This is a genomic window from Microbispora oryzae, from assembly GCF_017896165.1.
Taxonomy (GTDB): Bacteria; Actinomycetota; Actinomycetes; order Streptosporangiales; family Streptosporangiaceae; genus Microbispora; species Microbispora oryzae.
This window is the reverse complement of record NZ_JAFCNB010000001.1, coordinates 10,992-24,317: the sequence shown is the minus strand read 5'-3', so window position 1 is coordinate 24,317 and position 13,326 is coordinate 10,992. Positions and strand designations below refer to the sequence as shown.

The window sequence follows — 13,326 nt, the reverse complement described above, 5'->3', positions numbered from 1 at the left end:
GCCGGCGGTGGGAGGTCGACGTGGTGGGGACGACGGGCAGGGTCAACGCCGGGCCCGGCGCCAGCCGCCGCGCCAGGAGCCGGCCCCGGCCGTGCCCACGCCTCCCTGGTGCAGCGCGAGCAGGCACAGGCCCAGGGCGAGCAGCGCCGTCAGGCCGATGCCGATGCTCGCGTTCAGCAGGTCGAGAAGGAAGGCGATCCCGAAGACGATCGCGGCGACGATGGCGAGCATGGGCCTCTCACTTTCCGGTCAGCTGAACCAGCAGGGCGTGATACTCGTGGAGCGCGACCCGCAGCGCCTCCGTGTCCGCGGTGGCGTCCCCGGTGCCGCCGTCCTTCCAGTGGTCGAGCAGCGACCGGCGGCGCGTGGCGACGGCCGAGAGGGCCTCGTCCACGAGCTCGTCGGCCCTTTCCACGGACCGTCGCGGGTCGTCGACGAACCCGGCCTTGATCTCGTGCCAGCGCCGGTCGGCGTCCAGCGCCTCGGAAACCGGCTCGGACACCGGCGCCGGGTCGGCGTCCTCTTCCCGGGTGTCCACTTCTCGGGCGACGGCGGGGGAGAAGACGGGTCCCGGTCCCTGGTGCGGGTCGTGCCGCTCGTCCGCATCCCGGTCGGCGGCGTCGACGTCAGCCGCGCGCGTGCCGTCGAGCGTCTCCGCGTAGCCGGCGCTCGTGGTGCCGTCAGGGGTCTCGGTTTCTGTGCGGCCGGCCTCCAGGGCCTCCTCCCGGCGCGCCTCCTCCACGAGGGGCTCGGGGTTCTCGGGGGTGGGCTGCTCGGTCCGCCCGTTCCGCTGGTTGAACTCGATCATCGTCTGGCCTCCCGAACATAGGGGCGAGCGGCGTCGCGGCCGTTCGCCGGGCTGTCAGTCAGGTCGCCGCGGCGGTGGCCGCTGTTGACGTCGTGACTGTCCGTACCGTCGTCCTGGTAGTTGTCGGCGCCGAGAAGCTCCTGGAACAGCGCGCGATAGTGGACCATGGCCTGGCGGAGCTCCTCGGTGGTCGCCTCCTGCCGGGCGGCGCGGCCGCTGATGTCGTGGGCGGCGCGGTAACGGTCCAGGGTGGCGGCGTGCGCCACCGAGAGGTCGTTCAGCCGCTGCTCGAAGTCGTCTGTCGGATATCCGCGTTCGGTCATCACGGCTGTGACCAGCGCGTCAGCCTCCGTCACGGCGAACCCGGGGGCGTCGACGAAGCGCTCCTGCACTTCGGCCCACTTCCGCGCGTACGAGTCCCGCGTCTCACGGTTCAGCGGCCGGATGTCCAGCCGGGCGTGCCGCTGCTCCCGGGCGAGCAACTCCTGCTCGGCCTCCTTGCGGCTGTCGCTCTCCCGCACCGTGCGGTCGTACTCCGGGCCGAAGCGGTCGCGCAGACGGCGGCGCCGGTTCTGCTGGGACATGAGGAAACCGACAGCCAGGATCGCCAGTACCGCGATTATGACGACGGCCACCCATGCAACAGTGCTCATCTCTGCCTCCAGGGTGTGTGCGTTGTAGCTCCGCACTGCCCGGGAAAGCGGCCTTCACGCCTTGCGTAATCGGCGATTTCCCGGGTAGAGGCGGGCCTACCAGCAGAGGAGGTACGCCATGGGCTTCGGAGCCAGCCTCGCCTTCCTGGCGGTGGGCGCCGTTCTGGCCTTCGCCGTCAAATGGGACGTGCCGGGCATCGACCTGCAGATGATCGGCTGGATCCTCATGGGCGTCGGCGTCGCGGGGGCGCTGCTCACCGGGCTCTACACCCGTCGCCCGCACGCCGAGGACGTCGTCGAAACCGTCGAGACCGTCGAGCCGGACACCCTGTTCACCGTCGACCCGGCGGCCGAGACGCACGTCCACACCCCGGGGGCCGAGCCGCACACCGTCGTCCACCCGGGCGAGCGCCACGTGCGGGTCACGGAGGAGACCACGTCGCAGCACCGCGACGGCGTATAGGCCCCCGATGTGACGGTCACAGCGCGTCGAGCCTGACATCCCGCATCTCGACCGGCCCCGGACCGCGCAGCGTGGCCCCGAACAGGAGGAACACCGCGTCGTCCGGCACGTCGGCCTCGATCTCCGCCGGCTCCCATTCCCCTCCGGGAGCCGGCGGTCGGATGTGCCGCCCGCCAGGCCCGGCCGCTCCCGGCTCCGCACGCGTAGTCGTGCCAGTGTGCCCCGCTCGTGTCGTGGAGGAAGCTGCCGCGCAGGTCCCAGGACCGGGACGGGCCATCGGCCGGTGCCTGCGTACGAGCTCGTGGAACGCGGCCGCGTCGCCGGACCGGGCGCGAGTGACCAGCTCGCCGTCTGTGGGGTTCACATCTGGGTAGTGGCCTCCGGCGGGCTTCCGGTTACGCCGGCTTCCTCATCAATCGCCGTACGGGCCGCCGCGAGCATCGCCGCGACGTGTGACCGTTCCCCGGCGGGGACCTCCCGGAAGCCGTGCTCGGGGTCGTAGGCGATGTCGAGATCGTTGTCGACCAGCCGGGACGCCCAGCGCAGGGCCGTGTTCACCTTCTCCTTGGGTACGGACCTGCCCTGGGCGACGGACGAGAGGTTGCGGAGGTTGGTGGCCGGCCCGCTCTGGTTGTGTTCGCGCCTGATCTTCCAGGGCAGGGCGCCGCTGTGGTCGGTCATGGGCTTGGACAGACCGGCCGCCCGCTTGGCCTGGAGCACTCCAGACTCCGTCACGCCGAAGTGCTCGGCGAGCCGGGCGTTCGACCACCCCTCGGCGACGAGACGGCCGAGCTCTTCGTGGTCGATGCGAGGCTTCCTACCCATGATCCAAAGCCTAGGCCGCGGCAGGTCCCTGCTGTACGCACGTGGCCGGAAACTGCGCTAAGGTTGGGGAGTCGCCAGGGAGACCTGGCACCGGGACGTAGCGCAGTTTGGCAGCGCACTTGACTGGGGGTCAAGGGGTCGTGGGTTCAAATCCCGCCGTCCCGACACTGTTCTAGCAGGTCAGAGGCCTGATCACTCTCCAAGTGATCAGGCTTTTTTGTTGTCTGACCGTCGTTTGACCGTGAAGCTGAACGTGCCGACCGCTCCCGACCGGTGCCCCTCAATACCGGAGCTGACCAGCGGATCCACGGTCAACGAGAGTACTCCTGGTGGCTGTGTTCAAATGAACTTCCTCGCCGTCCCAGGAAGCTGTCCGTTTTGCCGGGATTTGGCGGTGGGAGTCTAAAGCTCCCCGCGTGTGCGCTCACGCTTCCGCTCACACCGCGGTGTGCCAGGGAAAGGGCCGCGCAGCGAGCCCAGCTTCCTGTCGTAAACGACGTGAAGAACAACCGTTTGACGGCGGAAGTCGAGGTGACGTCCCCTTCGGCTACTGGTGCGGTGCCGTCCGCGGTCAGCGGGACCACGGTGCCCGAGGGCTTCGTCTACATGGTGGCCGCCTCGGCCGCCGCAACCGCGGCGGGCTCCGCCGTCGGTGACTTCTCCGCCTCGAGTCTGAGCCCGTCGGGCAGTTGGCAGGTGGGGGCGTCGGGTGGTGCCTTCACTTACAGGTATCCGATCATTGCGCCGCCGGCGCCGTCTGGTCCCGGGCCGGATCTCGCGCTGGAGTATTCATCGGCCACGGTAGACGCGCTGACCGCGGTGACGAACAACCAGTCCGGTGTGGCCGGCATGGGTTGGGACATCAATCCGGGATTCATCGAGCAGTCGTTCGTGTCATGCGAGGAGTACGCGAACGAGGGTCTCGGCGGCGGCAATCCCTACCAGCGGGGCTGGGACGACCGATGCTGGGAGTCTCCGTATTCCGATCCCTCCGCCTCGAAGCTGACACTGTCCGTGGGCGGGCGGTCCTCCGACATCGTGAAGGATTCGACAGGAACGTGGCGGACGGTCGACGACTTCGGCTGGAAGATCGAGAAGATTTCCTCCGGGGGTCAGGCCGGTCAGCCCTGGTGGCGCATCACGACGCAGAGCGGGACCGTCTACCGGTTCGGCTATCACCGGGACTCTTCCTGGCAGGTGCCCTATATCGGTGACAACGCCGGCGAGCCGTGCCACGACAAGTACCCGACGTCGAGCAGCGACGACGCAGTAACGGCTCTGTGTGTCGCGCCCTGGCGCTGGGAACTGGACGAGGAGATCGACCCCAAGGGCAACGTGATCGACTACTCCTACAACGTCGAGAACGATTTCTACTGCACGCTCGCCCTGCCGTACGACGACAGTTGCAACCCCGAGTACGACCGCGCCGGCAACCTGGCGACGGTCACCTACGGCTCCAACGTGAACGTCCCCGGATCGACGGCGACGGACCGGATCGTGTTCGACACCGCTCCGCGAGCGGAGGCGGAGGGAGACCCGAACGACGCGCCCGTGTGCGACAGGGACCCTTCCGAGTGCTGGTTCAACACCGGACCGACGTTCTACACCGGCGTCAAGCTGACCTCGATCCGAACCCAGACGGGGGACGCCGGGGCGTCCAGTTGGGAGGACGTCTCCCAATGGGATCTGTCCTACCAGTGGATGTCGGACTTCCTGGGTGAATACCCGATGCTGTGGCTGAACTCCATCCAGAGGACCGGCATGGCGGGTGGTGGCGCTTCGATCACGCTGCCGCCGACGACCTTCGACGGATACGCGGCCGACAACTCCACGGACGGCGGTTTCCCGGTCGAATTTCCCCGGATCGGTGCGGTCAACAACGGGATCGGCGGCCGTACGGAGGTCAGCTACGGTCAGGCCAATCCGTGTCCGACCCCGTGGGTCTCGCCGCCTACCACGGGCTGGGACGAGGATCCGTACGACTGCTACTTCGTCACCACAGGCAGCTACATAGGTGACGACGACCAGCTTCATTACACCGGCGAGGTGTACGGCAAGCTGCTGGTCATGCGGGTGACCGACATGGACCTGGTCAGCGGATCACCCGACAAGGTCACCCGATACCAGTACGTGGGCAGTCCTCGCTGGGCGATACCCGACAACCCCTTCGTCCTGCACAACTGGAGGACGCGGGACGACTACACCGAGTTCCGTGGATACGGCGAGGTGCGGACGATCGTAGGGAGCGGCAGTACCCCCGACACATACAGCATCACCTCGGCCAAGTTCTTCCGCGGCATCGCAGGGGACACGGTCACCGACTTCGACGGCGGCCGGTTCAGCGACACGAAGACCATGGAGGGCCAGACTCTGCAGGAGCAGACGTGGCAGGCCACGACGGTGACGGCCCAGTATGCCTGTGAGTACCGCCAGTGGTTGGCCGGCGGAACCTACATCCGAGGCGACCATGTCTCATACGGGAACCGCAACTGGGAGGTCATCTACGAGACGGGCAACGGCGCGCCCGGATCGGCGGGGTCGAGCGGCTGGCTGGACCTGGGCCCCTGCCCGCCCGACCTGCCGATGCCCGGTGGACTGACCGAGAATGACGCCACCCGCTACGAATACGAGGTCACCGACACAGCCACCGGCCCTGGCCCGGTCAATCCCCACATGGTCAAGCAGGTCCGCGAGGTGACCCGGGAGAAGACGACCTCCGGTTGGCGCTACAGCGAGGTCAAGAGCGCGTACAACTCCGACGGCTTGCCGACCAAGGTGAACGATTACGGAGACAGGAGTACGTCCGCCGACAACACCTGCCTCGCCACCTCCTACGCGCGTAACACTGCCACGTGGATGCTCGACGCCGTCGACTCAGAGGAGACCCACGCGGGTGACGACTGCACCGCCGGTCGGCTGCTGAGCCGCTCGGTCACGTTGTACGACGGCGCCACAAGTACCTCGAACAATCTCCCCACCCGCGGCAACGTCACCGAGTCGAGAGACTACGACACCTCCACCACGTACACCACCACCAAGACGACGTTCGACGGGTACGGCCGGCCTCTCACCTCGACCGATCCCGCGGGGAAGACCACCACCACGTCGTATTCGCCGGCCGCCGGCTGGCCTTCGGGCGGCGTGTCGGTCACCAATCCTCTCAGCCAGACCACGACCACGTGGTCCTCGCCGTACGGTGGTCAGCCCGTGGGTGTCCGCGACGCCAACGGGCACGAAGTCAACATCGACTACGACGTCCTGGGCCGGACACTACAGACGTGGACGCCCGTCGCGCCCAAGTCTGGCGGAACGCCGGCTGCCAAGGCCGCGTACATCATCCCCTCCGGTCAGGACGGGGAGGTAACCGGTCCGCCGAGGACGGCGACATCCCATTTGCAGTCGGGTCACGGCACGACGGCGAAGTGGGTGACGACGTATTCCTACTCCGACGGGCTCGGTCGTGTCCGCGAGCAACAGGCGGCATCGCCCGCCGGAGGTCGCGTCGTTCAGGTGACCACCTATGATCCACGCGGGTTCACCGCGGCCGCCTCGGCGCCGGTGTACAACTCCGCGGCACCGGGGTCGGGGCTGCTGAACCCTGTGCTGACGACGCTGCCGCGGTGGTCGAAACCCGTGTACGACGGTCTGGGTCGGGCCACCGCTCAGGTGGACATGTCGGGGGCGAGCGAGCGGCGGCGTACGACGACCAACTACCTGGGGGCGGACAAGCGCGAGGTGATCCCACCTCTTGGCGGCAAGACCGTGTACTACTCCGACATCGACGATCAGGTCATCAAGATCGAGGAGTGGCTGGGTTCGGGAGTCTCCCCGCAGTCCCTGCTGGGGGCCGCGGGGCCGGCGGCGCCGGGGAACACGCTTTCGGCGTCCACGGCTGCCGCCAAGGCCACGGGCCCAGACCAGAGTACGACCACCGGTGCCGCGGCTGACGGCGGTGCCGTAGATGCCGCGGTGGCCAAGGCGGCGAAGGCGGCGCTCAAGACCGCTGCGGAGCAGGGCAAGCGGGTGCAGGTCGACGAGGCGACGACCGAGTCCAGCGTGATGTTCGCCAACCCGGACGGGAAGACATTCACCACGGAGTTCACCGCCGGACCGGTCCGGGTGAAACAGGGCGACACCTGGGTGCCGATCGACACCACGCTGGTGGAGGACGGCGGGGTGCTGCACCCGAAGGCGGCGGCTGCGGATGTCCGTTTCTCCACCGGTGGCACGAGCGCGTTCGCCACAATGACGAGAAGCGACGGCACGGTCTTCGGGGTGCAGTGGCCAACGGCTCTGCCCCGGCCCAGTGTAAAGGGCAACACCGCGACCTACGAGTTGGGAAACGGCACCGAGCTGGTGGTAACCGCTGTACCGACAGGATTCCGCCACGATGTGATCATGCGGCAGCGTCCGACGAAGCCGGTGGAATTCCGCCTGCCGCTGGTCACCACCGGGCTGTCCGCGACGGCGAGCAAGACCGGCCTGACGCTGAAGGACACCAAGGGCAGGGTCGCCGCATCCGCGCCTGCGCCAGTGATGCTGGACGCCGAGGCGGACAAGGGCCGGGTGCCGGTCGCGGGCAGACGCGGGAAGATCGACACCAGCGTCGTCACGGAGAAAGGCCGGCAGGTGCTGGTGCTGCGGCCCGATCCCGCGTTCCTGTCCGACCCGTCCACCGTCTACCCGCTCCGCGTCGACCCCACGACCACCCTTCCACTCAATCAGGACGTGGACCTGTCCAGTGTGTTCGGCGCGGATGACCCGGCCAGTCCCTTCATGCTGGCGGGCACCCAGGTCGGCAGCGGTAGCTCCCGCGTGTATCTGCGCTTCGGCACCTCGTCACTGGCGGGTGCGACGATCAGCAGCGCCAAGCTCGAAGTGATGAACATCGACGCGCCCACGTGTGGCACGTCGGTGGGGGCCGGTATCCAGGTGCGCCGACTGACCGGCAACTGGGACGCGTCAACGCTGACTTGGGCAGGAAAGCCCACCGACACCACCGAGGACGCGGTCACCACGACCAAGGCGTTCCAAGACGGCTGCGGCACCGGGGCGGGGTATCTGGACTGGACCGTCACGGGAATCGTGGCCGACTGGGCCGCCGGCGCGGCCAACTACGGCGTGGCATTGCAGTCGCCATCGGAAACCAACACCAACAACTACCGGGTGTTCGCCTCCTCGGAGGAGACGGATCAGTTCAACAGCCCGCCGAAGCTCACGGTGACCAGCACCAGCGGTTCCGCTTCCGCTCCCGCCGTCGGAGCCCTGTCGGTCACACCGGTGTCGGGGACGGATGTGTCGTCTCTCACGCCGACTCTGCATGCCGGCGTGTCCGACCCGGCGGGCGGCAGCCTGCGCGCCGACTACGAGGTGGAACACGACCCCGCCTATCCGGGCGAGGGCAGCGGGTCAATCTGGACCGGCAGCTCGGCCACGGTCGCCTCCGGCGCCGACGCGACCGCGACGGTCCCGTCGGGCAAGCTGTCCGACGGCTGGCACATCCGCTGGCACGCGCGGGCGACCAACACCGGAGCGGCGACGTCGTCGGCGTGGTCTGCCTGGCAGACCGTGACGATCACGGTGCCGGATCCGGTGGTGGACCAGTTGCAGGTCACCCCGTCCCAGGACGTGGGCGGGGCGAAGACCACCTCCTCACTCACCCCTGTCCTGGCGGCGAGGGCGACCACTGTGGACGGCGCCGCGTCTCGGGTCGAGTTCGAGGTCCAGCACGACCCGGCCGACACCGCGCACGGCACGGGAACGATCTGGACCACCGGCGTGGACGATGTCGCCTCCGGAAGTCAGACGACAGTGACCGTTCCGGCGGGCAAGCTGGCCGACGGATGGAAGGTGCAGTGGCGGGCCCGTTCGGTCGGTACGGGATCCAACACGTCGGCCTGGACGGCCTGGCAGTCGTTGGCCGTCACTCTGCCGGCCGCGACGGTCGGTCAGCTACAGATCACTCCTGCCCATACGGCCGGTCAGCAGACGGTGGTCTCATCCCTGACGCCGCAGCTTCTGGCCGTGGTGACCGACGCCTACGGCGCCCCCCTGCGGGCGGAGTTCGAAGTCGAGCACGATCCTGCCGACACCGCACACGGCACCGGCCAGATCTGGGCCGGCGCGGTCGACGATATGGCCTCGGGCACTCAGGTGGCAGTCACCGTGCCCTCGGGCAAGCTGACCAGTGGCTGGGGTATCCGCTGGCGCGCTCGTGCGGTCAACGCCGCCACCCAGGTCACCTCGGCGTGGTCGGACTGGCAGGACGCGACCGTGGACACCGGGAACATCGCTCCCGATCCGGCTGTCGGCTCTCTGCAGGTGACCCCTTCTCAGGTCATCGACGGGACCACCGTGACGCCTTCGCTGAGGCCGCAACTGCTCGCGCAGGTCACCGACCCTGCCGGGGGCAACCTGCGGGCGGAGTTCGAGCTGGAGCACGACCCGGCCGACACCGCACACGGCACCGGCCAGATCTGGACCACCGGAATCGACAACGTCACATCAGGCACCCAGGCAGCTGCCGCCGTCCCCGACGGCAAGCTCGGCGACGGCTGGCAGGTGCGCTGGCGCGTCAGGGCCGTCACTCCCGCCGGGACGTCGCCGTGGTCGGCATGGCAGCCACTCACGGTCACCGACGGCTCCCAGGTGCCCGTCTTCGGCGCCCTGCGCGCTCAGCCGTCGTCCGGCGGCACGACCACGTCGCTGACCCCGGCGCTGATCGCCACCGTGCGCTCGGACCAAGGCGGCCGGCTCGGGGCGGAGTTCCAGGTCGAACACGATCCCGCCGACACCGCACACGGCACCGGGAGCATCTGGACGACCTCGGTCAACGGCGTCGCCTCCGGCGACCCGGCCGCCGTCACCGTCCCGCCCGCTTCCCTCACCGACGGATGGAAGATCCGCTGGCGTGCCCGCGCCGTCGCCGGCGCCACCGTCTCCGACTGGGCGTCCTGGCAGTACCTCACGGTCAGCAGCGCCCAGCACTACGACACGACCTACGAGTACGACCCCAAGGGACAGCTGGTCAAGCAGACCGACGCCAACGGCAACGTCCGCACCTTCACCTACGACCTGCTCGGCCGCCGCATCGCCTCCCATGACCCTGACGCGGGTGATTCACAGCAGGCGTACGACAGCGCCGGCCGACTCCAGTGGTCAACTAACGGCAAGGGCCAGAAGGTCTCCTACGCCTACGACGACCTCGGCAGGAAGACCGCCGTGTGGTCCGGAGAGGCCGGGACCGGCACCAAGCTCGCTGAATGGGCCTACGACACGGTGGCCAAGGGGCAGCTGACCTCGGCGACCCGATTCTCCGGAGGCAACGCCTACACCGAGACGGTGACCGGCTATGACGCGATGAACCGCCCGACCGGTTCGATGCTGACCATTCCCTCCGCGGAGGGGGCGCTGGCCGGCACCTATACCTTCACTACGGGTTACGCCGTTTCCGGTGCGGTGGCCAGCACGAGCATGCCGGCTGCGGGTGGCTTTCCGGCGGAGACGCTCAGCTTCGCCTACACCGATCTGGGCCTGCCTCAGTCGATGTCGTCTGATCTCGGCGGGGGGTTCGTTTACGTCGGGTCCACAGGCTACCGGGGAACGGGCGAGCTGGCGCAGCGTTCCTACGGCGGCGCGGGCTCAATCAAGCGGACGCTGGGCTGGGATGACACCAGGGGGTATCTGACCAATGTCACCACGACGACCAGGGCTGATACCGCTGCTCCCGTGGTGAGCCAGGATGACTGGTATTCCTATGACATCTCCGGGGAGATCACGGGGATCCTGGACGCGGTATCGGCGGGTGGGAGCAGTCCTGGGCAGTCGGAGTGTTTCGTCTACGACGGTCTGCATCGGCTGTCGCAGGCGTGGACGACCACTGCGTCGGCCTGCGGAACGGACATGGGGTCGGCCGATCAGCAGGGTGTCACCCCTTACGCCCAGTCTTACTCCTATGACGCGGTGGGTAGCCTGACCTCGCTGTCCGATCACGGGCAGACCGCGACCTACACCTATCCCGCCCCCGGGAGCAATGCGACGCGTCCGGACGCGGTCACCTCGATCACCCGTCCCGCCCTCACCGACACCTACTCCTACGACGATGCGGGCCAGCTGACCGCCCGGCAGGCCGGAGGCACGAGCGGCGACCTGCAGTGGAATGAACTCGGCCAACTGGAACAGGCCACCGTGGGCGGCGCCGGCACCACCATGGTCTACGACGCCGACGGCGACCGCCTGATCCGCCGCGATCCGGCCGGGACGGTGCTCTACCTCGGCTCGATGGAGCTGAAACTGTCCGGCGGCACGGTAACGGCCACCCGCTACTACACCGACGCCGGCGGCGCCACCGTCGCCATGCGAACCCCGAGCGGGCTCACCTGGCTCGCCTCCGCCCTGCAGGGGTCACAGCAACTGGCCGTCAACGACGCGACCGGGCAGGTCAGCCGCCAGCGGTACCTGCCCTATGGTCAGCGTCGCGGCACCGACGCGCTGCCCTTCACCGACCGCGGCTTCCTCGGCAAGACCGAAGACGACTCCACCGGCCTGGACTCTCTCGGCGCCCGCTACTACGACCCGTCCATCGCCAGGTTCGTCTCCACCGACCCGCTGCTCGTCCTGAGCGACCCGCAACTGGCCAACCCCTACAGCTACGCCGCCGACAACCCCATCGGGATGTCCGACCCCACCGGCATGATCCCCGAGGACTACGCGTACAGCCAAAACGGCGGCCGAGCCGGATGGGAAGAAGACAAACAAGCCGCCAAACACCACCGCCACATCAAGCAACACGACAATCATCCGCCTGCCGTCCAGGGTCACGAATTCGGCTACTGCAACGCCACCTGTAAGCAGAACGTCAAGAAGCGGCAGGACCAGGAAAAAGCGTTAGCCGAAGCGAAGAAGGCGGCTGCGAAAAACCGGTACGGACCGCAGCCCAAGCCCTACACACCACCGCCCGCCCTGCCACCGGCCGTGGACTACTTCGGCGGCTTCTTCGCCGGGTTCAACGGCACACCGAACATCGCCTGCTGGGACGGGAAATGGTGCCAGTGGCAAACCCCCACCGGAGGAGCGCTCTCCCCAGTCCTGAGCACATCCGACCCGGCTATCAACCATCCCCCCGGAGGCTCCTCCGCCTGGAGCATAGGGGCAGATACCAGCGCCAACGTAGGGGCGTTCTTCATCGGCGGTCCTGGCGCGGCAACCGAAGGCTGCGCCAACAGCTTCACCGCCGGCACTCCCGTACTGATGGCCGACCACTCCCACAAAGCCATCGAAAACATCCACCCCGGAGACCACGTCCTCGCCACCGACCCCACAACAGGCACAACCACCCCCGAAACCGTCGAAGCAACGAAATCCGGCACCAACTACACGAACCTCATCCAAATCACGCTCCACACCGACACCAGCAACAAACAGCAAACCAGCGGCAAACACCGGCGCACCGCCTCCGGCGCCACCATCACCGCCACCGAACATCACCTCTTCTGGGACGCTACCCACCACACGTGGCTCCGCGCTGACCAACTCACCACCGCCAACGCCCTCCGTCGTCCCAACGGCACAACCACCCACATCCGCACAATCACCTCCCACGCCGGACACCCAACTGTCTACGACCTCACAATCGCCGACTATCACACGTACTATGTGCTCGCAGGCAGTACGCCGATCCTGGTCCATAACAGTGGGCCATTCTGTGGCAGGCCAATTGGTGGAAGAAACGGTGACGAGCTCGGTGCGCAGGATTTCCACGGTCAGGAATACACGCTTGACGAGATGGTGGAATTCGTGAACGGGCACACGGGTGACGGGAATCCGGCCATGGGACGCCCATCTAGGGCTCAGATCGAAACCGCCTTGCGTCAGGCCGGCCCAGTTCGAATCGGTGAGCAAAATGCCGCGCAGTTCGACCACAATGGCGTTAGGGTCATCATCAATTATGATCTACCATGGAAGAGTACTTCGTACTTTCCTGGATCGCTTGGAAGGTAGGGGTTGTTTTGACTTCTCCCGAAGACTCCTGGATTTCTCAGCGTCTTTCGCCTGATGATCTGCGCGCCATGGGAGCTGTGGTTGCTCAACTCTCTGACCAGCAAAGCATCAGCCTTCTTGAACTGCTGTTTTCTTGGCAGGCGCACGTGCATAAATTTGAGGCTGATTTGTCTCTGCCTAAGTCTGACCGATCCGCATGGGGTGCATACGATCTGATCGCTGCCCTGATTCTTCGCGATCACATTAGCGAAGGATTAGATGGTCTGGATGCTCACGTAAGGGCAAGGGTAGAAGCAGTGCTCGCGGAGATTGATAATAAATTCATCTCTTATACAGAGCCTGATGATCTTCTTCGGGTCGAAAAGATCGACGCCCGCCCGGATCGTCGGCGCGAATGGTGGTGGAAGCGAATTCCATCGGTGGGTCCGGCGCGCGATGAGGTCATTCTCTATAGCGGGATCAGATAGCCGTCGCGCGAGCTTCTCGTTTTGGTGAAGCTTTATCTGATCTATGGTTGATCGTTATCTCGGGACGTGGTTGACGGCTACGTTGACGGCTACGCGCTGTGCGGTCTTCTT

8 protein-coding genes and 1 tRNA gene are annotated in these 13,326 nt (G+C 67.1%); 4 read left to right on the top strand and 5 right to left on the bottom strand.

Annotation, left to right across the window (positions count from 1 at the left end; all coding sequences use genetic code 11):
• Positions 1 to 42: 42 nt before the first annotated feature.
• Genes JOL79_RS00090 through JOL79_RS00080 form a run of 3 tightly spaced genes read right to left on the bottom strand, consistent with a single transcriptional unit; the run spans position 43 to position 1,461 of the window.
• On the bottom strand, positions 43 to 231 hold the full coding sequence (locus tag JOL79_RS00090) for a hypothetical protein (protein ID WP_210153522.1): 189 nt from the start codon (positions 229 to 231) through the stop codon (positions 43 to 45).
• A 7-nt stretch (positions 232 to 238) separates the two neighbouring features.
• A complete protein-coding gene (locus JOL79_RS00085) occupies positions 239 to 808 on the bottom strand; it encodes a hypothetical protein (protein ID WP_210153521.1) in 570 nt (189 codons plus the stop codon).
• Positions 805 to 1,461 carry a hypothetical protein gene (locus JOL79_RS00080; RefSeq protein WP_230983990.1) on the bottom strand — a complete coding sequence of 219 codons (657 nt, stop codon included), beginning with the start codon at positions 1,459 to 1,461 and terminating at the stop codon, positions 805 to 807. Before JOL79_RS00080 ends, JOL79_RS00085 begins: the two co-directional genes overlap by 4 nt.
• A gap of 118 nt (positions 1,462 to 1,579) precedes the next feature.
• Between JOL79_RS00080 and JOL79_RS00075 the strand changes: the two genes are divergently transcribed.
• Entirely contained in the window at positions 1,580 to 1,924 is a 345-nt protein-coding gene (locus JOL79_RS00075) for a DUF6458 family protein (protein WP_210153520.1), read from the top strand.
• Positions 1,925 to 1,940: 16 nt separating this feature from the next.
• Here the strand turns inward: JOL79_RS00075 and JOL79_RS00070 are convergent, their stop codons facing one another.
• Positions 1,941 to 2,288: a hypothetical protein gene (locus JOL79_RS00070; RefSeq protein ID WP_210153519.1), complete on the bottom strand. Its 348-nt coding sequence runs from the start codon at positions 2,286 to 2,288 to the stop codon at positions 1,941 to 1,943.
• Complete coding sequence (locus JOL79_RS00065; RefSeq protein WP_210153518.1) at positions 2,285 to 2,749, bottom strand: hypothetical protein; 465 nt, start codon at positions 2,747 to 2,749, stop codon at positions 2,285 to 2,287. The genes JOL79_RS00070 and JOL79_RS00065 overlap by 4 nt, the downstream gene beginning before the upstream one ends.
• A 91-nt stretch (positions 2,750 to 2,840) precedes the next feature.
• Between JOL79_RS00065 and JOL79_RS00060 the strand changes: the two genes are divergently transcribed.
• The 3 genes from JOL79_RS00060 (at position 2,841) to JOL79_RS00050 (ending at position 13,215) form a co-directional block, all read left to right on the top strand.
• Positions 2,841 to 2,914, top strand: a tRNA-Pro gene (locus JOL79_RS00060).
• 213 nt (positions 2,915 to 3,127) lie between these two features.
• A complete protein-coding gene (locus JOL79_RS00055; protein ID WP_210153517.1) occupies positions 3,128 to 12,748 on the top strand; it encodes a DNRLRE domain-containing protein in 9,621 nt (3,206 codons plus the stop codon).
• Positions 12,706 to 13,215 (top strand): hypothetical protein, encoded by a 510-nt coding sequence (locus JOL79_RS00050; protein WP_210153516.1) that lies wholly within the window; start codon positions 12,706 to 12,708, stop codon positions 13,213 to 13,215. Before JOL79_RS00055 ends, JOL79_RS00050 begins: the two co-directional genes overlap by 43 nt.
• The last annotated feature ends 111 nt before the right edge of the window (positions 13,216 to 13,326 follow it).

Coding starts and splice junctions, on each gene's coding strand:
- JOL79_RS00075 (WP_210153520.1), top strand. CDS start 1,580: ATGGGCTTCGGAGCCAGCCTCGCCTTCCTGGCGGTGGGCGCCGTTCTG.
- JOL79_RS00065 (WP_210153518.1), bottom strand. CDS start 2,749: ATGGGTAGGAAGCCTCGCATCGACCACGAAGAGCTCGGCCGTCTCGTC.
- JOL79_RS00080 (WP_230983990.1), bottom strand. CDS start 1,461: ATGAGCACTGTTGCATGGGTGGCCGTCGTCATAATCGCGGTACTGGCG.
- JOL79_RS00050 (WP_210153516.1), top strand. CDS start 12,706: ATGGAAGAGTACTTCGTACTTTCCTGGATCGCTTGGAAGGTAGGGGTT.
- JOL79_RS00090 (WP_210153522.1), bottom strand. CDS start 231: ATGCTCGCCATCGTCGCCGCGATCGTCTTCGGGATCGCCTTCCTTCTC.
- JOL79_RS00085 (WP_210153521.1), bottom strand. CDS start 808: ATGATCGAGTTCAACCAGCGGAACGGGCGGACCGAGCAGCCCACCCCC.